The sequence below is a fragment of the Streptomyces sp. NPDC051976 genome, from assembly GCF_040680795.1.
Classification (GTDB): domain Bacteria; phylum Actinomycetota; class Actinomycetes; order Streptomycetales; family Streptomycetaceae; genus Actinacidiphila.
On sequence record NZ_JBFAXL010000073.1, the window covers coordinates 1 to 19,168 of the forward strand.

Annotated in this window: 16 protein-coding genes and 1 pseudogene; 4 read left to right on the forward strand and 13 right to left on the reverse strand. The window is 69.5% G+C overall.

The genetic code is table 11. The features are described from left to right. From AB0M29_RS39680 to AB0M29_RS39695, 4 genes are all read right to left on the reverse strand, one after another. Window positions 1-833: DEAD/DEAH box helicase (locus AB0M29_RS39680; RefSeq protein ID WP_365391677.1), on the reverse strand; the 833-nt coding region annotated here is incomplete at its 3' end. A gap of 343 nt (window positions 834-1,176) precedes the next feature. Then, the gene (locus AB0M29_RS39685) at window positions 1,177-1,380 is read right to left on the reverse strand and encodes a cold-shock protein (protein WP_073494967.1); all 204 of its coding nucleotides are present in this window, start codon (window positions 1,378-1,380) and stop codon (window positions 1,177-1,179) included. Between the two features lie 433 nt (window positions 1,381-1,813). Then, a complete protein-coding gene (locus tag AB0M29_RS39690) occupies window positions 1,814-2,095 on the reverse strand; it encodes a MerR family transcriptional regulator (RefSeq protein WP_365391706.1) in 282 nt (93 codons plus the stop codon). Window positions 2,096-2,303: 208 nt separating this feature from the next. After that, the gene (locus AB0M29_RS39695; protein ID WP_365391678.1) at window positions 2,304-2,627 is read right to left on the reverse strand and encodes a hypothetical protein; all 324 of its coding nucleotides are present in this window, start codon (window positions 2,625-2,627) and stop codon (window positions 2,304-2,306) included. A 257-nt stretch (window positions 2,628-2,884) separates the two neighbouring features. On the opposite strand from AB0M29_RS39695, the pseudogene AB0M29_RS39700 reads away from it, so the two are divergent. The 3 genes and pseudogenes from AB0M29_RS39700 to AB0M29_RS39710 form a co-directional block, all read left to right on the forward strand. After that, a pseudogene (locus AB0M29_RS39700) lies at window positions 2,885-3,028 on the forward strand (alpha/beta hydrolase); the annotation flags it as partial. 17 nt (window positions 3,029-3,045) lie between these two features. Beyond that, window positions 3,046-4,374 (forward strand): SpoIIE family protein phosphatase, encoded by a 1,329-nt coding sequence (locus tag AB0M29_RS39705; RefSeq protein ID WP_365391679.1) that lies wholly within the window; start codon window positions 3,046-3,048, stop codon window positions 4,372-4,374. 186 nt (window positions 4,375-4,560) lie between these two features. Beyond that, on the forward strand, window positions 4,561-6,126 hold the full coding sequence (locus AB0M29_RS39710; RefSeq protein ID WP_365391680.1) for an MFS transporter: 1,566 nt from the start codon (window positions 4,561-4,563) through the stop codon (window positions 6,124-6,126). A gap of 100 nt (window positions 6,127-6,226) precedes the next feature. Here the strand turns inward: AB0M29_RS39710 and mgtA are convergent, their stop codons facing one another. The 7 genes from mgtA to AB0M29_RS39745 all read right to left on the reverse strand — a co-directional run bounded on the left by mgtA (window position 6,227) and on the right by AB0M29_RS39745 (window position 15,296). Continuing rightward, window positions 6,227-8,926, reverse strand: a complete 2,700-nt coding sequence (gene mgtA, locus AB0M29_RS39715; protein WP_365391681.1) for a magnesium-translocating P-type ATPase — start codon at window positions 8,924-8,926, stop codon at window positions 6,227-6,229. An 80-nt stretch (window positions 8,927-9,006) separates the two neighbouring features. Beyond that, a complete protein-coding gene (locus AB0M29_RS39720; protein ID WP_365391682.1) occupies window positions 9,007-11,397 on the reverse strand; it encodes a phosphoketolase family protein in 2,391 nt (796 codons plus the stop codon). Between the two features lie 1,093 nt (window positions 11,398-12,490). Further along, the gene (locus AB0M29_RS39725) at window positions 12,491-12,661 is read right to left on the reverse strand and encodes a hydrophobic protein (RefSeq protein WP_365391683.1); all 171 of its coding nucleotides are present in this window, start codon (window positions 12,659-12,661) and stop codon (window positions 12,491-12,493) included. A gap of 109 nt (window positions 12,662-12,770) precedes the next feature. Then, on the reverse strand, window positions 12,771-12,983 hold the full coding sequence (locus AB0M29_RS39730) for a hypothetical protein (RefSeq protein ID WP_365391684.1): 213 nt from the start codon (window positions 12,981-12,983) through the stop codon (window positions 12,771-12,773). A 384-nt stretch (window positions 12,984-13,367) separates the two neighbouring features. Then, on the reverse strand, window positions 13,368-14,117 hold the full coding sequence (locus tag AB0M29_RS39735) for a GAF and ANTAR domain-containing protein (RefSeq protein ID WP_365391685.1): 750 nt from the start codon (window positions 14,115-14,117) through the stop codon (window positions 13,368-13,370). 5 nt (window positions 14,118-14,122) lie between these two features. After that, window positions 14,123-14,854 (reverse strand): GAF and ANTAR domain-containing protein, encoded by a 732-nt coding sequence (locus AB0M29_RS39740; protein WP_365391686.1) that lies wholly within the window; start codon window positions 14,852-14,854, stop codon window positions 14,123-14,125. 52 nt (window positions 14,855-14,906) lie between these two features. Then, complete coding sequence (locus AB0M29_RS39745; protein ID WP_365391687.1) at window positions 14,907-15,296, reverse strand: STAS domain-containing protein; 390 nt, start codon at window positions 15,294-15,296, stop codon at window positions 14,907-14,909. A 638-nt stretch (window positions 15,297-15,934) separates the two neighbouring features. On the opposite strand from AB0M29_RS39745, the gene AB0M29_RS39750 reads away from it, so the two are divergent. Beyond that, window positions 15,935-17,176, forward strand: coding sequence for a PP2C family protein-serine/threonine phosphatase (locus tag AB0M29_RS39750; protein ID WP_365391688.1), 1,242 nt, complete (start codon window positions 15,935-15,937; stop codon window positions 17,174-17,176). A 47-nt stretch (window positions 17,177-17,223) separates the two neighbouring features. Here AB0M29_RS39750 and AB0M29_RS39755 read toward each other — a convergent pair whose 3' ends face one another. Both AB0M29_RS39755 and AB0M29_RS39760 read right to left on the reverse strand, forming a co-directional pair. Next, on the reverse strand, window positions 17,224-17,877 hold the full coding sequence (locus tag AB0M29_RS39755; RefSeq protein WP_365391689.1) for a response regulator transcription factor: 654 nt from the start codon (window positions 17,875-17,877) through the stop codon (window positions 17,224-17,226). Further along, on the reverse strand, window positions 17,874-19,064 hold the full coding sequence (locus AB0M29_RS39760; protein ID WP_365391690.1) for a sensor histidine kinase: 1,191 nt from the start codon (window positions 19,062-19,064) through the stop codon (window positions 17,874-17,876). Before AB0M29_RS39760 ends, AB0M29_RS39755 begins: the two co-directional genes overlap by 4 nt. Between the last annotated feature and the right edge of the window lie 104 nt (window positions 19,065-19,168).

The window sequence follows — 19,168 nt, forward strand, 5'->3', positions numbered from 1 at the left end:
CCCGCCGACGGGTCCACGGAGTGCACGACCGGGTCGGAGAGGTAACGCCGCACCAGCAGGTCGATGTTGCGGTCCAAGGTGGCGGAGAACAGCATCCGCTGCCCCTGCGGGCGCACCTGGTCCAGCAGCGCGGTGACCTGCGGCATGAAGCCCATGTCGGCCATCTGGTCGGCCTCGTCGAGCACCGTGATGGCCACCCGGTCCAACCGGCAGTCCCCGCGGTCGATCAGGTCCTTGAGCCGCCCCGGGGTCGCCACGACGACCTCCGCGCCACCGCGCAACGCGCCCGCCTGGCGGCCGATGGACATCCCGCCGACGACGGTGGCCATCCGCAGCCGCAGCGTCCGCGCGTACGGCGTCAGCGCGTCGGTGACCTGCTGGGCCAACTCCCGCGTCGGCACCAGCACCAGAGCCAGCGGCTGCCGCGGCTCGGCCCGCTGCCCCGCGGTCCGCGCCAGCAACGCCAGACCGAACGCCAACGTCTTACCAGAACCCGTACGCCCCCGGCCCAACACATCACGCCCGGCAAGGGTGTTCGGCAACGTGGCCGCCTGAATCGGGAACGGGACGGTGATCCCTTGCGTGGTCAGCGACGCCATCAGGGCGGCCGGCAGATCCATTTCAGCGAAGGTCTCCACCGGAGGGAGTGCCGGAGTGACGGTGACGGGCAGGGCGAACTCGCCCTGCGGAGCCGAGGGCCGGCGGCCACCGTGGCCGCCGGAACGGAACTGCCCGCCCGCCCGGCTCGGGGCCTGGTCTCGGTACCCGCCGCGGCCGGAGCCGGAGGAGCGGGTACGGGAATATCGGTCGGTGGAACGAACTGCACGGTTCACGGGGAACCTTTCCTCGATGCGGCACGTCGAGGAATCCTCGGCGGCGGGAGAGCCGCGCAGGGAACACAAGAACGAACCGATGAAAGTGAATGTACGAAGCGCACCGACCGGAGCTCACGAAGAGCATTTCCGGTGGTTCGCGCGGACACAAGCGGTACTCACACGCCCCTACGACGGATCTGGGGCGGTTCTTCCCGCTGCGGCAGGCGGTGCGCTGGGGGCGGGCAGCGGCGGGCCGGGAAGGCGCGCGGGCTGCCACCGCGTATCGGGAGCCAGGGGGGAAAACAGTAGGCCGGGGCCCGCACCCCTAGGTGCGGGCCCCGGCCTACGCTGCGCGTGAGCGTCAGGCGGGAACGATGTTCTCGGCCTGCGGGCCCTTCTGGCCCTGCGTGACGTCGAACGTCACCTTCTGGCCTTCCTGCAGCTCGCGGAAGCCGGAGGCGGCGATGTTCGAGTAGTGGGCGAACACGTCAGCGCCGCCACCGTCCTGCTCGATGAAGCCGAAACCCTTTTCCGCGTTGAACCACTTCACGGTGCCAGTAGCCATGTCAAATCTCCTTCGGGGCAGTGCCCGGAGTCCGCACTGTGCGCACTCCGCGTCGCCGCGATGATCGCCCCATCCGGATTGCACCGGAAAATACGAAAGTGCTTCCACCACTAACAGCGGCGAAGGCACTTGAAGTCTTTTGGGAACCACAACTGCAACTGGTGCAACCATAGCACACCACCAGCGAGTTTCATCCGACCGTTGATTGCCCTGCCGTCAAATACGGAAAAGCCTGCGGCCAAGCCGCTGGAATTTCTGTGCTTGCGGCATCAGATATTCCACGTCTCCCGAGGCGTGCCGCTGTCGGAAAACGGACACGGGGCCCAGCCCCGGCCCAGCGGGTGCGAGGCGCGCTCTGGACACCGGCGGAGGCGTCACCGGCGGATCCGTCACCGGCCGCCAGGCGGGAATCGTGTCGCCACGACAGTGCCGATCAGTTGCCGGTCTTGTCCTGGGATGCGGCCTCGGCCTGGCGGTACTCGGCGTTGATGCGCTGGGCTTCCTCGAGCTGGTCCTCGAGGACGACGATGCGGCAGGCGGCCTCGATGGGGGTGCCCTGGTCGACGAGTTCGCGGGCGCGGGCGGCGATACGCAGCTGGTAGCGGGAGTAGCGGCGGTGGCCGCCCTCGGAGCGCAGCGGAGTGATCAGGCGGGCTTCGCCGATGGCGCGCAGGAAGCCCGGGGTGGTGCCGAGCATCTCGGCGGCCCGGCCCATGGTGTAGGCGGGGAAGTCGTCGTCGTCGAGACGGCCCAAGGAGTCGCCTGCCGTCTGCGCTCGGCCCCTCTGTTCTGCCTTGTCGAACACATCGCTCACGGGGTACTGCGCACTTCCCCTACACGTGCCACTACCTGCCTGATCGGCTCTGGCAGGTTCGCTTGATCTTGACTACGAGAGAAACCCTAGCCACACCACTTCCCCATGTCTACTTTTGCCAGCACAGATTTTTGACTGCATGGAGGTGAGATAATCGAACCGGAGGGGCGCTGGGCCCCGGATCGGCCAGCATAGGGAAGAAGCGCAACACGGCGTCAGCGCCGGCCAGCTCGAACAGGCGGTCCAGAGGCGGACGCAAACCGACAATGCGCAGGTCAGTGCGCTGGTGGGTGCGAATCCGAAGGTTCAGGAAGCTGGGGTCGCCGAACGCGCCGCCGCTTATGTGGAGAATCAGCCCGGGAGTGCTTGCTGCGCCAGACTGGAGTTCGGCCTCGGGGGCCGGGTTGTCGGCAAGAAGCGCGGTGACCTCCATCGAACGGTACGGGGCAACCGTGAGGCGGGCCGTATCGCCTCGGGGCCTGTACAGCTTCCGCACCACACCCCGCGCACGCGGCACCGGCAAGGGAATCACCGTCCGGCTCGCGCCGCCCCACCCCATGGCCTGACCATGGGAATCCGCGGTCACGGCGGCGCGGCTGGCGCCGACACCCGGCAGTCTGGATCACTGCGGCGACCGGACGTGGGACGATGTTCGATATGGACCCGGTCGGCAGGAACAACGTGACGGCGCTGGGCGAGGAACTGACCAACAGCTTCTGCACCACCGATCCGGCCATGGCCGCGGTCTTCGCCCGTACGGCCTTCCTGTCGGACTCGCGCACCGACCTGGCCTCGGTGACGGTGCCCACTCTGGTGCTGGAGTGCGCGCAGGAGTTCGCCGGTGCCGCCGCATGATGTGCGAGACCAGCGACGGCGACCCAGGCACGGACGGCGGCGCCGCCGAAGCCGGCGCGGACACAGGGGGTGATGACGTGGACGAAGCCGGGCTCGCCCAGTTCTCCGCCCTGCTCGAGGACAGCACCGAGGACCTCTACGACAACGCACCGTGCGGGTACCTGTCGACGCTGATGGACGGCCGTATCGCCAAGGTCAACAGCACGCTGCTGGACTGGCTCGGCTACACCGGCACTCAGCTCGTGGGCCGCAAACGCTTCTCGGACCTTCTCACCGTGGGCGGCAAGCTCTACCACGAGACCCACTTCGCACCGCTGCTGGCGATGCAGGGCCAGGTCTCCGGGATCGCCCTGGAGCTCAAGTGCGCCGACGGCAGCCGTCTGCCGGTCCTGGTCACCTCAGTGGTCAAGACCGGCAGTGACGGGCAGCCACTGCTCGTCCGCACCACCCTCTTCGAAGCCGGCGACCGTCGCGCGTACGAGAGCGAGCTGCTGCGCGCCCGTAAGGAAGCCGAGCGGGCACGCGCCGACGCCGAAGCGGCCCGCAAGACAGCCGAGACCGAACGCGCACGGCTCCACCAGGTCGTGGTCATCCTGCAGAAAAGCCTCCTGCCGCCCGAACTACCGCAGGTGCCCGGCCTGCAGGCCGCCGCGTACTACCATCCCGCCTCCACCGACCAGCTCGGCGGCGACTTCTACGACCTCTTCGCGCTCGGCGACGGCAGCTGGAGCTTCTTCCTCGGCGACGTCTGCGGCAAGGGACCCGAGGCCGCCTCGGTCACCTCGCTGATCCGCTACACCCTGCGCGCCGCCTGCCTGCACGCCGATGGCCCCGCCGAGGCCCTGGACATGCTCAACACCGCGTTGTACGCGCGCTACACCGGCAACGACCCGCGGTACTGCACCGTGGTGGCCGGGACCCTCACCCCCCGCGACGGCACCTTCGACATCACGGTGGCCAGCGGCGGCCACCCTCCGGCGCTGCTGCTGCGCGCCGACGGCACCACGGACTTCGTACGCACCCCCGGCGGCATGCTGGTGGGCATCACGTCCCGCCCGGACTTCATCACCTCCACCACCACCCTGGCGCCGGGCGACACCCTGCTGCTCTACACCGACGGCCTCACCGAAGCCCGCACCACAGCGGGCCCCCGCTACAGCGAGGAAGCCCTGCACGCCTTCGCCCACAGCCTTGCCCCGGCAGGAGCCCGGCAGACCGTCACCGCCCTGACCGGCCTGCTGGAAGGCTTCGGGAACGGTCTGGACGACGACACCGCCCTGCTCGCCCTCGGCGTCCCGGCAGCCGACGGCGTCGGCGTGACGTGAGAGGGCCGCGCGTACCACTTCCGTCCCGGTGGTGGACAGGTGCCGCGCGAAAGGCCCTCCCGCCCTCGCCCCCATCCCGGCTCCGCTGTCGGCGGGCCTCCCCGGGAGACCGGGGAGTCTGTGACAACCTCGACCCCTGACTGCCCCGACCTGCCGCCTGGGCGCCATCAGACGGAGCACGGAGAGATGAGCCGGAACTCAGCGTCAGGAGCAGACGCCTCGGCGGACACCGACGACCACCCCCGACCGGAGCGATGGCTCGCGCTCGCCATCCTCGTCCTGGCCGTCCTGCTGGTCGGCGTGGATGTCACGGTCCTCGGCCTGGCCACACCCTTCATCAGCGAGGATCTGCGCCCTTCGGGCACACAGCTGCTCTGGATCGGCGACATCTACTCCTTCGTCATCGCCGGACTGCTCGTCTCGATGGGCAGCCTCGGCGACCGAATCGGACGCAAGAAGCTACTGCTGACCGGATCGGCCGCGTTCGGCGCCACGTCGGTGATGGCCGCGTACGCCACCAGCCCGGAGATGATGATCGGCGCGCGTGCGTTGATGGGCGCGGCCGGTGCCACACTCATGCCGTCCACCCTCGCGCTCATCCGCAACCTCTTCCACGACCCCAGGGAACGCAGCCGCGCGGTCGGTATCTGGGGCGCGATGGCCTCGGCCGGAACCGCGGTGGGACCGGTTCTCGGCGGCTTCCTGCTCGGCCACTTCTGGTGGGGTTCGGTCTTCCTGATCAACGTGCCGGTGATGGTGGTGCTCGTGGTCGTCGGCGCCAAGGTGATCCCGGAGTCACGCAATCCCCAGCCCGGCCCCTGGGACATCCCCAGCGCCGCGCTGTCCCTGGTCGGCGTCATCGCGGTCGTCTACGCCATCAAGGAAGCAGCCGCACACGGCCTGCACTGGAACCTCGCGGTCCCCGCCGCCGCCGGCGTGCTCGCACTGCTGGTGTTCGTCCGGCGCCAGTACGCCCTGGAGTCTCCGCTGATCGACATGAAGCTCTTCCACCACCGGGGCTTCACCGGCGCGGCGCTGGCTGACCTGCTGACCATCCTGGGCCTGTCCGGACTGGTGTTCTTCCTCTCCCAGTTCCTCCAGATGGTCCAGATGCGTCCTCCGTTGAACGCCGGACTCACCGAACTCCCGGCCGCCGTGGGCGCGGTCGGGGCCGGCCTGGCCGCCGGCTACGCCGCGCGGCGGCTGTCGGTGCGGATCGTGGTGACCGGCGGGCTCACGATCGTCGGCCTGTCCCTGGCGGGATCCGTCGGGCTGCACGCCGACACCGGGATCATCGAGTTGGGCGTGATCTTCTTCGCCGTGGGAATCGGCGCGGGCCTCTCCTTCACGGTCACCGCTGACGTCATCCTCTCCAGCGTGCCCAAGGACGAGGCAGGCGCCGCCTCCGCGGTGTCCGAGACCGCGTACGAACTCGGCGCCGCGTTGGGAATCGCACTGCTCGGCTCCATCGTCACGGGCATCTACCGGGGCTTCCCCGCACCCCCCGGCGTACCCGAGAGCGCCCTTGCCACCGCCCGGGAGTCGCTCGGCGGCGCCCTTGACGTGTCCCAGAACCTGCCTCCCGCCCAGGGCGAGCAGTTGCTCAAGAACGCCCAGGACTCCTTCGTCAACGGCATCGACGTCGCAGCCGGAGTCGGCGCCGCCGTCCTGCTCGCCACCGCCGTCGGCGCCTGGTTTCTGCTACGTGACCAGGAACTGGGCACATCCGGATCCCACGGCCACACGTCCTGACCGAGCCGCACAACGCGGGTGCTTCGGCGCTCCCGGCCCGATCCGCCGGCGGCGACGGAGACCCGCTACGGGGTACGGCGGGCCCCACGAAGGGACGGCCTCAGTAGCCGGGCTCACCGCGTGCGCTGATCGGCCCGCTGACCGTTGCCGTCTGTCCGTCGTGCGGGTGGCCGGTGCTGAACCGGGCTGCGCGGCGGAGCAGTTGGTGTCGGAGCGGTGAGGGTCGGGTCGCGGCCGGCGGTGAGGTGGAGCGGTCGCGGTAGAAGAAGCCTTTGCCGAGCTCGATCAGGCTCAGGTAGGCGACGACCATGGCAGCCAGGGCGGCGAAGAAGCCGACGGGCAGGGGATGGAAGCCCAGGATTCCTGCCAGCGGGGTGGCCGGCAGCACCGCGCCGACCGCCGCGGCGCCGAGGGCGGCCAGCGTCAGCGGCAGGCTGGGGCGGCTACGCCAGAAGGGGATGCGTCGGGTGCGGATCGCGAAGATCACCAGGGTCTGGGTGGCCAGGGATTCGACGAACCATCCGGTGCGGAACTGCACGGCGCCGGAGTGGAAGATCCAGAGCATGACGCCGAAGGTCATGAAGTCGAACAGCGAGCTGATCGGCCCGAAGCAGACCATGAAGCGGCGGATGAAGGCGATGTCCCAGTGCGAGGGCCGACGCAACTGGACTTCGTCGACGGTGTCCGTGGGGATGGCCAGTTGGCTGGCGTCGTACAGGAGGTTGTTGAGGAGGATCTGCGAGGGAAGCATCGGGAGGAAGCCGAGGAACAGGGATGCGCCGGCGGCGCTGAACATGTTGCCGAAGTTGCTGGACGTGCCCATCAGGACGTACTTGATCGTGTTGGCGAAGATACGGCGGCCCTCGACCACTCCGTCCGCCAGGACGTCGAGGTCCTTCTCCAGCAGAATGACGTCAGCGGCGTCCTTGGCGACATCGGTACCCGAGTCGACGGAGATGCCGACGTCGGCGGCGTGCAGAGCCAGGGCGTCGTTGACGCCGTCGCCGAGAAAGGCGACGCCGCCGCCGGCGGTGCGGCGGACCTGCACGATCCGCGCCTTGTGCGCCGGGCTGACGCGGGCGAAGACCGTGGTGCGGGTGATCGCCTCGGCGAGGTCGTCGTCGCCCAGGGCGTCGATGTCGGTGCCGGTCAGCGCCCCATGGGCGGCCGGGTCGGCGCTGGTCAGGTCCAGGTCGTGGCAGACCTTCGCGGCCACCGCTGGATTGTCGCCAGTGACGATCTTGACGGTGATGCCGAGTTCGGCGAGTCGACGCAGGGCGGCTGCGGCGTCGGGTTTGGGCGGGTCGAGGAAGACCAGCAGACCCACCAGGCGCAGGTCCGACTCGTCGGCGGCGGTGGGCGCGGTGGTGTCGGGTGCGGGCCGCGTGGCCACCGCCACTACCCGGTTGCCTGCGGCGAATTCCGCGGCCAGGGCTGCGCGGGCCGTCTCGGGGACATCGGTGCAGCGCTCCAGAACACTCTCGGGCGCCCCCTTGGTGACCAGAGTGGTGACGCCCGTCGCATCGCGCACCACGGTGGAGATCATGCGCCGTTCATGGTCGAAGGGCAGTACCCCGGCGCGGGTCCACCCCTTCAGGGCCGCGTGCTCGGCCCTGGCGGCCGGCGAGTCCCACAGCGCGGAGTCCAAGGGGTTGCCTCCGACGGACGGCCCTGCGGCGCTGCCGTCGGCTTCGGTGCACAGCAGTCCCCAGCGCAGCACCGTGTCCGGGGCTTGACCGGGTACCGGGGTGGCACGGACGAAATCGACGCGGCCATGGGTCAGCGTCCCGGTCTTGTCGGTGAACAGCACGTCCACGTCGCCCAGGTCCTCGATACAGACCAGGCGTTTGACCAGGACCTTGTGCCTGGCCATCCGCCGTGAGCCGGCGGCCAGGCTGGTGGAGACCACGGCGGGGAGCAGTTGCGGCGTGATGCCGACCGCGATGGCCAGCGAGAAGAGCAGGGCGTCGATCACGGGGCGATGCAGTGCGACGTTGATGATGAAGATGGAGGTGGTCAGGGCCCCTGCGACGTAGACCAGGAGCATGGAGAAGCGGCGCAGCCCGATCTGGAAGCCGGTCTCCAACTGGTGGGCGCCCAATCCGGCGGCGATCTTGCCGAACTCGGTGGAGGCGCCGGTGGTCACCACCACCCCGAGGCCGCTCCCGGCTTGGACGACGGTGCCCATCAGCGCGCAGCCGGCCAGGTCCGCCAGCGCCGTGCCGGTCGGCACGGGGCCGGTGCTCTTGGGGACCGGCAGCGACTCGCCGGTCAGCACCGACTCGGCGCATTCCAGGCCGTTGGCCTGCAGCAGGCGCATGTCGGCGGGGACGATGTCGCCCAGGCGCAGTTCCACCACGTCGCCGGGCACCAGGGCGACCACGTCCACCTCGACCGCTCGGCCGTCGCGCAAGGCGACAGCCTGGTGGTGGATCTGCCCGTGCAGGGCCTCGGCGGCCTTCTCCGCCCGGTACTCGTTGACGAAACCCAGTCCGACCGACAGTGCAACGATCACCCCGATGATGAGTGCGCCACCGCGTTCACCGACGAAGAACGAGGCGATCGCACCGGCCAGCAGCAGCCCGAGCAGGGGTGAGCGCAACTGGTGCCACAGGACGGGCAGGAAGCGGGCCCGGTGAGAGGAGACCGCGTTCGGCCCCCAACGGTCCAGCCGTCGAGTCGCCTCCGCCGAGGACAGCCCCTGCGCGGCCGCGTCCATGGTGCGAAGGACCGCCTCACCGGTCAGACAGGCCGCTGCTGTGATGTCGGAGGGCGTCGGCGGCCCAGGCACGGAGACCATCGCCCGGTAACCCCTCGCGCTGCCACCCGGGGTGGAGGGGGCGGCTGGAGCGCGCGTGCGACGTATCCGCAGGCGGTTCATCAGTTCTGGGCCCCGGTCCAGGCCCAGTCGCGGATCTCGGGCAGGTCCCGGCCGTGGACGTCGATGTACTGGGAGTGCTCGACGAGCTTGTCCTGCATCTGCTGCTTGAGGTAGTCGCCTCGTGCGCCGAGCTGCGGGACGCGGTCGATGACGTCCATCACCAGGTGGAAGCGGTCCAGCCGGTTCTGCACGCGCATATCGAAGGCGGTGGTGATGGTGCCTTCCTCGTTGTATCCGCGCACGTGCAGATTGCGGTTGGTGCGCCGGTACGTGAGCCGGTGGATCAGCCAGGGGTAGCCGTGGAAGGCGAAGACGATGTGCTTGTCGCGGGTGAACAGGGTGTCGTAGTCCGCGTCGCTCAGCCCGTGCGGGTGCTCGGTCGTCGGCTGGAGTCTCATCAGGTCCACCACGTTGACCACGCGCACCTTCAGCTCGGGCAGGCGTGCGCGCAGGATCGACACCGCGGCCAGGACTTCCAGCGTCGGCGTGTCGCCGCAGCAGGCCAGCACCACGTCGGGTTCGGTCCCCTGGTCGTTGCTCGCCCACTGCCAGATCCCGGCGCCCTCGGTGCAGTGCACGACCGCGTCCTGCATCGACAGCCACTGCGGCATCGCCCGCTTTCCCGCGACCACGACGTTGACGTAGTTGCGGGTGCGCAGGCAGTGGTCCATGACCGACAGCAGCGTGTTGGCGTCCGGCGGCAGATAGACCCGCACCACGTCGGCCTTCTTGTTCACCACGTGGTCGAGGAACCCGGGATCCTGGTGCGTGAAGCCGTTGTGGTCCTGCTGCCACACATGCGACGTCAGCAGGTAGTTGAGCGAGGCGATGTCACGGCGCCACGGCAGCTTCTTGGTGATCTTCAGCCACTTGGCGTGCTGGTTGAACATCGAGTCGACGATGTGGACGAACGCCTCGTAGCAGTTGAACAAGCCGTGGCGCCCGGTCAGCAGGTACCCCTCCAGCCAGCCCTGGCACTGGTGCTCGCTGAGCATCGAGTCGAGCACTCGCCCCGAAGGGGCCAGGAACTCGTCACCTTCCACGGTGTCACCCTGCCACTGACGGTTCGTCACCTCGAAGACCGGACCGAGGAAGTTGGACAGGGTCTCGTCCGGGCCAAAGAGCCGGAAGTTGCGCTGCGACTCGTTGGCCGCGGTCACATCGCGCAGGAAGCCGCCCAGCACCAGCGTGTCCTGTGCCTCCACCGCGCCGGGGAAGGGCACGTCCACGCCGTGGGCGCGGAAGTCCGGCATCCGCAGATCCCGCAGCAGCGAGCCGCCGTTGGTGTGCGGGTTCGCGCCCATACGCCGGTCCCCCTCGGGTGCCAGCGCGGCGAGTTCGGGCCGCAGGGCGCCGTTCGCCTCGAACAACTCCTGCGGCCGGTAGCCCAGCATCCACTCCTCCAGTAGCGCGACATGCACGGGATGGTCGGCATCCACCAGCAGCGGCACCTGGTGCGAGCGGAATGTGCCCTCGATCCGGAGTCCATCGACGACCTTGGGACCGGTCCAGCCCTTGGGCGATCGCAGGACGATCATCGGCCAGCGCGGGCGCGTCGCATCCCCGCCGCCACGGGCGTGCTGCTGGATCTCCCGCACCCGCTCGACAGCGGCGTCCAGCGCGACGGCCATGAGCTGGTGCATCGCCTCCGGATCGTCCCCGGACACGGACACGGGGTCCCAGCCGCAGCCCTGGAGGAACTGCTCCAGTTCCTTCTCCTCGATCCGTGCCAGTACGGTCGGGTTGCTGATCTTGTAGCCGTTCAGGTGCAGGATCGGCAGTACCGCCCCGTCCGTGACCGGGCTGAGGAACTTGGTGGACTGCCAGGCGGTGGCCAGTGGGCCGGTCTCGGCTTCTCCGTCGCCCACCACACAGGCCACCACCAGGTCGGGGTTGTCGAACGCGGCGCCGAAAGCGTGGCTGAGGGAGTACCCCAGCTCGCCGCCCTCGTGAATCGACCCCGGTGTGCTCGGCGCGACATGGCTGGAGATGCCACCGGGAAAGGAGAACTGGGTGAAGAGCCGCTTCATTCCCGCTTCGTCCTGGCTGACATCCGGGTAGACCTCGCTGTAGCAGCCCTCCAGGTAGGTGTTGGCCACCAGCGCCGGTCCGCCGTGCCCGGGACCGGCGACGTAGAACATGTTCAGGTCGTACTTCTTGATCACCCTGTTCAGGTGGACGTAGATGAAGTTCTGGCCGGGCGTCGTCCCCCAGTGCCCGACGATCAGCGGCTTGATGTGAGCCAACTCCAGCGGCTTCGTCAACAACGGGTTGTCGTAGAGGTACAACTGACCGACCGACAGGTAGTTCGCCGCCCGCCAGTACGCGTCCATCCCCCGCAGCAGCTCCGACGACAGGGGGGCCTGCGGGGAGGGGGTGTCCGTGTCCATGGCTCAGGGTTCCTTCACAGTGGAGGCCGCCGGCCCGACGAGGCGACGGCCGAAGGCCGGCGGCGACAGGAGAGCCGTTGAACGGAGTTCACCGATGGTGCTCATCCCCGACGTGGTGCGCCTGGGAACGGATGACGCGCGAGCGTGCAGGTCGCTGCGGTCAGGCCCGCAGGATGAACGGCCGACCCTCCGGGCGGCTTCACAAGACCTGAGCCCCGCGGGGGCACGGCGGGAACGAATGCAGACTCGGCATCTGGAGGCTTCCAGGCGGCGTAGCCCAACACTGTGCTTTCAGTGAACGCTTGAGACCACCCCCTGTCAATGCGCGACCTATGGGCCCTGTGTCCGGACACCGAGGTGAACGCCCTCCAACCTTCAGCCAACCAACGCCCGCTCGGGCAGCCGGTCACCGCGGGCGTGCACACCTGCCGCCTATTGGACCGGCGGCCGGCCCCCGGCACGGGGTCCAGCACCCGTGCTCGGCCGCGATGACCTCGTGGGGAATGAAGTACGGACAAACGGGCAGGTGGTTCTCGGGATACCCGGCGAGAGCGAGGCGGTCGCGATGGGCGGAGCCGAGCTGACGGAGCGGGAACGCAAGGCCTTGCGGGAGATTGAAGCCTGTCTGCGGCGCTGTCGGCGGCTTGATCGCAGGTTGCGCCGTCTGGGCTCGGTTCCGCGCCATCGCGTGTGGCGCTCACTGGTGGGCGCAAGGTGCATTGCCCCCCTTGTGTCGGCGTCGTCGATAGCGTCCGCGTGTCTGCTGAGCACCGGAATCCGTACCGGCGATCCGGCGACAGTCTGGGCCTTCACCGGGGTGTGGACTGCCACCGTTCTGGGCGGCGCCCGGCTCCTGTTCATTCGGGCTGGGAAGGCCATGCGAACACCATGACCAGACGACCGGCCCGGCACTGGAGCAAGTGAGCCGGGCCGCCGATGTGCACTTCCGCAGGAAGCGCCGATGTGCCGCCCGAACGGCGAGCACCACGCCGACGGCGCTCAGCGTGCAGCCGCCGAGCCCACAGGCATTCGGCCGCCGGGCAGCTTCAGCGCCGAGGCCGGGGCCGCCAACGCCAGGATCGGGGCGACCGGATCAGCGGCGGACTCGGCCGAAGGGGCGTAAGCCAGGGTGGCGGGTGTGGCGTTCGAACCCGACCACCCAAGCGGTCAGAAGGACGGCCGCGCCGATCCACAGGGCGTGGATCTGAATGCCCAGCCCGAAGGCGATAAGGCCCAGCAGGAGCAGGAGTATCCAGAAGAACATGTCCGGCCCTCCCTACATACGCAGGGGTGCGTTTCGCGGGGTCCGGGCGAAACGGACGGGGGCGCGTCGCCCGGATGCTCCGGAGCGTCATAGCCACCCGCCGTGCATGTCAGTCAACGACGGTGGTTCCCGTCCTGTCAACGGCGCCGTCGGGTTGCCGGGGGTCGGGGGCCGCGGTGATCGCCACGACAAGGCTGGCGGTGTCGGCAACGTCTTGAGCTGCCGCGGCTGGTGGGAGGACGTGGTCTTCGAGCCAGGACAGGCCCATGACCGTGGCGAGCAGGACGAAGGGGGTCAGTGCGGGAAGGACTAGCGCGTACACGGCTACCGCCTGCCGTCAGGAACGTGCGAGACCGGCAGGCGGCGGTGAAGGCGTGCGGCGCACGCGGCAGGGCCGTGTCAGGGTCGCGTGGCGATGGCAGGTGCGGGAAGGGACCCGGTCGCACGAGGGGAGTTCCCGCAACGATGCGCATCAGGCGCCTTGCGATGAAGGCGATAGGTTCCGATGCCGCCGGGGACCAGGGCCGTGCCGCGGACGCTACCCCTTTGCGCACTGTCCGAACAGGCCCACTGAGTCCGTTTCAGCCGTTCCACCAGATTGTGTCCGGCTCTCACCTCATTTCTGGGTCCACGCCGTCCGTTTCTGGGGCAGCCCGGTGTCCGTGCTGTGGGCGAGACCTGTCGTGCCTGTAGATGTTCGGGCCGGTCAGCTGCGAGGTGCGGAGCGGTTCGGGTGGGGGATCGCGGAGGTGTCGAAGCTGCCGGCGGCGATCTTGCGGGAGAGTTGGGCCAGTTGGAGGTTGTGGGCGCGAGCGTAGGCGCGGAAGGTGGCGAAGGCGGCGTCCAGGGAGACGTGCCAGCGTTCGGCGAGGATGCCCTTGGCCTGTTCCACGACGATGCGGCTGGTCAGGGCGTACTGGAGTTGGGCGCGCTCGACTTGGCTGTGATCCAGGGTGCGCTGCTGGAGGATGGCGATGGTGGCCATGTCCGCCAGGGCTTGGGCCAAGGTGATGTCCTGGCCGCTGAGGGGGTCGGGGTCGGTCTGGAACAGGGCGAGGGCTCCGATGACCCGGCCGCGCAGCCGCAGCGGGAGTACGTTGGTGGCCACGAACCCGGTTTCCGCGGCGCGGGCCGCGAACTGCGGCCAGCGCGCGGTGGTTTCGGGGTCGGTGAGATTGATGTTCGTACGGGCCTGCCCGCTGTGGTAACAGTCCACGCAGGGGCCCTGATCGTGTTGCAGCGCGAAGAGTTCCAGCAGCCGGGTGTGCTCGTCGGAGGCCGCCATGGTCTGCAGGGTGTCGTGCGCGTCGGCCAACAGGATCCCGACTGCGGCCACGTTCAGCAGTTCCACGCAGCGCGCCGAGAGCTGTTGGAGGAAGTCGATGAGGTCGAAGTCGTCGGTGAGGGAGTCAGCGACCTCCACGAAGACCTCGGTCATGCGCTGTTCGCGGGTCATGTCGATCAGTCATCCTTGTCTACGGCGGTCGGGGGCGTGCTGTTGTCGCCTGGGTCCAGGCGAAGGCTGCGGTCCACCACGTGCTGGGCGACGTCGGTGATGGAACGCCCGCTGCTGTAAGCATGCGCGCGCAGCCGCAGCAGGGCTTGGGGCAGGGGCAGCGAGAGTTGGACGCTGAGCATGCCGGTTGCCTGGTGGACCACTCCGTGCCGCAGGGAGCGGGGCGAATCCGCCGGGAACGGGGCGCCCCGTGGACCGCTGCCCAGGCAGCGGGCGGTGAGTGCGGCGGCCAGGATCGTGGCATCGTCCGTCTGCTGGGCGGTCATCGGACCGGGGGTGCGGCGGACGGCGGTCAGGACACCGACGCTGATGGCGCCAATGCTCATGGGAAAGCAGAACACCGCGCGGGCGTCCAGGTCGGGAGCCTCCATGGCCAGAGCGGGCCAGCGGGCGAACGGGACCCGAGCCAAGTCCAGTGCCCACACCATTGCCCCGGTACGGGCCGCGTCCGGCCCTGGTCCTTCGCCGAGGGTGAACTGCAGGTCCTCAATGTGCCGCGTCGTGGCGTCCGAGCACCACATGAGTTCGGTGAGGTCGCCCTCGGTGACCAGGGAGACCGCAAGGCCGTCCATGCCCAGCGCCTGGGCGCCGGTCGCGGAGACGACGTCAGCGAGCGCATCGGTGCCCACACCGATCTGCAGCAAGCGCAGGACCTGGGCCATGCGGTCGCTGATCACCGCGTCCCGCTTCCGAAGGCGGACGGCAACTGGTTCACCGCCCGTGGCCTGGTCATGAGGCCAGCAGTCCGGGACTGGCGGCGATCATGGGGTCGGAGGCCGGGCGACGCCCGGATCCGGCATGCGCAGAGCGGAGCAGGAAACCCGTATCACTCAGCTCCAGGAGCCGGGCCACTGCGGGACGCGGATGATGCAGACGAAGGGAAGCCCCTCGAGATGCGGTGCGCTCGGCGGCGGCCAGGAATGCGTTCAGGCCGCTGACGTCGCAGAAGTCCAAGGCGGTCAGGTCGATGTCGATGGTGCGGATTCCCTTGCGGAGGCAGCCCTCGACCGTCGCGCGCAGCGCAGGGGCCGCGTCCAGGTCGAGCTCACCCGCCAGGGTGATCGTTGCGCGATGTCCCCGGTCGTGCCGGTAGATGTTCAAGCTGGACAGGTCAGGCATAACGCCTCGGTTCCTGTGACCTCAGGTCCGGCACCTCTGAGGGTCGGGCCTCCCCGACCCGCCTGGCGCACGGTGCCTGTGGTCGAACGCCTGGATGAGGTCAGGCGACGCTTCGCCTCGGAAGCCCTTCGGTCCAGGACCGCCGACGGCAACCGCCTCGCCTCAAACAATGTGCCGACGGCGTCTCGACGGATCGTCCGCTCCCGCAGGCACCTGTACGACAACAGCACGGGTCACGCCGGGGTCCGGGACGTTCCTCGCAGCATAGCCCCAACGCCGACCTCCCGTCGCCGCCTCCAATCGGCTGCATTGCCGGCTGCATGGGTTCCTCGGCCACAACGATCCGTTGTTGGGTGGGCAATCCGGGCGGGCTCCGAGAGGCGGCGCCCGCCTCGTCCTTGGGCGCGCTGGAGAGGACGACCTCAGCGGCGACCGCGAACGACAGGCCCGCGCGGATTCCCACGGCGCAGAAGATCACGCCCAACTCGATGATCCCGGTGTCGGCACGCAGCCCGACGGATCCCGCCAGAGAGAGACCGACGATCGTGAGCCCGCCGGTCACCACGATCCGCACCGACAGCCGCGCGCTCGGCGTCGCCTCGGCGTCGGCGGCCGGTTAGATGGTGTTATGTGGTGCTGTGAACGAACAGCAGGGCCGATTCGACGAGATCCCGGTCGACCGACGCGAGGGCTTTGGCGAGCGGTTGCTGGGCGTGCTGCTCGACCGCGCCCACGAGATGCCGCCACAGCTCATCGCCCCGCTCGTCGCGGAGGAGGTCGCCAGGATGGGCGGCCGCGACGTGTCCGTACTACTGCAGGACTACGAACAACTGATGCTCATGCCGCTGCCCGGCCGAGGGCTGCTGATCGAAAAGCCGCAGCCGGTCAGCGGATCCCCCGCCGGCGCGGCCTTCCTGGAGGCGCGGACCATCGAGGTGTCCATGGCAGACGGAACGAGGATGTTTCTCCCGCTGCTGGACGGCAGCGACCAGGTCGGAGTCATGGCCGTGACACTCGACGCGGTGGACGACGACGACCGGCGGCTGCTTCGACGGCTGGCCGGTCTGGTCGCCGACATGGTGGTCACCAAGGACAGCTACACCGACACCTTCACCATGACCCGGCGGCGGGCGCCGATGAGCGTGGCAGCCGAGATCCAGTGGGCTCTGCTTCCACCGCTGCGCATGTCGGTCCCCCAGGTGGAGGTCGCCGGGATTCTGGAGCCTGCCTACGACGTGGCGGGTGACAGTTTCGACTACGCCCTGAACGGCGACGTCCTGCACATCGCCATGGTCGACGCGATGGGACACGGGCTGAGTGCGGCCGTCATGGCCACGGCCGCCATCGGCGCCTACCGCCACTCCCGCAGGAGCGCCGTCAGCCTGTCAGGGATCTACGCCTATATGGACGAGGTCATCGCGGCGCAGTTCGAGCCCGAGCAGTTCGTCACCGCCCAGATGATGCAGTTGAACGTCGCCACCGGCCACCTGCAGTGGGTCAACGCCGGTCATCCGTGGCCGCTGCTCATCCGCGACCACGCGGTTGTGGGCCAACTGGAGGGCAGCACAACGCTTCCCGTGGGATTCGGCGGCCAGGAACCCCAGGTCAGCGAACGGACGCTACAGCCGGGCGACCGCGTGCTGTGCTTCACCGACGGCCTCATCGAGGAACACCTCGCGGGAGGCGAGCAGTTCGGACTGCCACAGCTCATCGACGCCATCGCCGAGGTCGGACGAAACCGACCCGGAACCCGGGCCATGGTGCGGGACCTCTCACACACACTGAAGCGGGCACGCGGCGGAGTCACCACCGACGACGCGACGATCTTCCTCATCGAATGGCGCGGCGGCACCGCCGACCACCTGACGGTGATCGACTGACGGCGGTCCCGCTCAGTAGTGGCGCCGCGCCCGCGGCCTGGTGGGCGTCAGGCGAGGCCGGCGCCATAGGCGATGATCACGAGGTGCACGCGGTCGCGGGCGTCGAGTTTCGTCAGCAGGTGACGCACGTGTGTCTTGGCGGTGCCGGGGCCGATGTGCAGGTGGTCGGCGATCTCGGTGTTGGACAGGCCGCGCGCCACGAGAGCGAGGACTTCGCGTTCGCGGTCGGTGACGGCGGTGAGTGTCGGGGTGCCCGGGGGTGGCGGCGGTTGGGCCGCGAACTGCTTGATCAGCCGCTTGGTGATGGAGGGGGCGATCAGGGCGTCGCCGGCGGCGACGGTGCGCAGGGCGTCGAGCAGGGCCTTGGGCGGGGTGTCCTTGAGCAGGAACCCGCTGGCGCCCGCGCGCAGAGCCGCGTAGACGTACTCGTCCAGGTCGAACGTGGTCAGGATCAGGACACTGGTGTCGCCCGCGGCGGTGATCCGGCGGGTGGCCTCGATCCCGTCCATCTCGGGCATCCGGATGTCCATGAGCACCAGGTCGGGGCGCCGGGTGCGGGCCAGGTCGACGGCTTGGCGGCCGGTGGCCGCCTCACCGACCACCGTCAGGTCCGCCGCGGTCTCGACGATGCCGCACAGTCCGGCACGCAGCAGGGCTTGGTCGTCGGCCACCACGATCCGGGTGGGGGCGGTCGCGTTCACGCGGGTCGCTGCTCGGGCAGGGGCAGGCGGGCGGTGACTTTGAAGCCACGGCCGGGCAGCGGCTCGGCGTGCAGTTCGCCGCCGTAGAGGGCGGTGCGCTCGCGCATCCCGGCCAGGCCGCGTCCACCGGCGGCGGACTGTGCGGCCGACGGTCGGCCCGGTCCCTGATCGCAGACCTCGATCACGAGTTGGTCGTCCTGGTAGTCGACGCCGGCCTGGGCGGTGGTCGCGGCGGCGTGCTTGACCACGTTGGTCAGGGCCTCCTGGACGATCCGGTAGGCCGACAGATCGATCCCGGTGGGCAGGGGTCGCGGGCGGCCGGTGACGGTGAGATCGACCCTGACCCCTGCCTGTGCGGTCAGTTCCGCCAGGCGGTCCAGGTCGGCCAGTCCCGGGGCCGGGGCCAGTTCGGCCGCGGCGGCGTCAGGATCTTCCGTGCGTAGTACGCCGAGCAGGCGGCGCAACTCGTCGAGGGTCTGGCGCCCGGCGCTCTCGATGGTCCCGAGCGCGGCGCGGGCCTGGTCGGGCTGCTGGTCGATCACCAGGCCGGCGTACCCGGCCTGCACCGTGATCACGCTGAGATGGTGGGCGAGCACGTCGTGCAGTTCACGGGCGATGCCCATACGCTGCTCGGTCACCCGCCGCCTGGCCTTCTCCGCCTGCGCCTCGGCCCGGTGCGCCTGGCCGCGCAGCAGGTTCGCGGTGTAGCGGCGGTGCATGCCCACCGTGAACCCGACCGTCCAGGTGATGAGGTAGAGCAGCGAGAACAGCACGGCGCCGCCGCGGTGTTGGAAGTCCGGAAGCGCGGTGGCCACGGCCGCGGTCAGCGATACCGCGAGACCGATCAGCGCGGTGCGTGGCTGGCAGGCCGCGGCCAGCGTGTACAGCGCACAGGCCAGGGCCGCCAAGCCCAGGATGATCGACCTGGGTTGCAGGATGCCGATCGCGGCCGTGCCGGCCAGCGCCATCGCGAGCGAACCGGCCGGGCTGCGGCGGCGCCACGCGAGCGGCAAGGTCACCAGCACGCTCCCGACCGGCACGGCGAGCCATCCGGCCCAGCCGCGGGCGTGCCCGGCCAGCAGGAGCAGGGCGGGAATCAGATAGGCCAGCGCGGCCAGCCGGTCCAGCGTCCGCCAGTGGCCCGGGCCCACGGGCCGGATGAGCGGCGGATTGGTCTCCTGGTGCATGCCGCCCACGGTAGGCGGACCGAGGCAGCGCGGGCATCAGCCGCCAGACCTATGCCTGCGGGCAGAGACCGCACGCAAACGCCCCCACGGGCAGAGACGCGGCA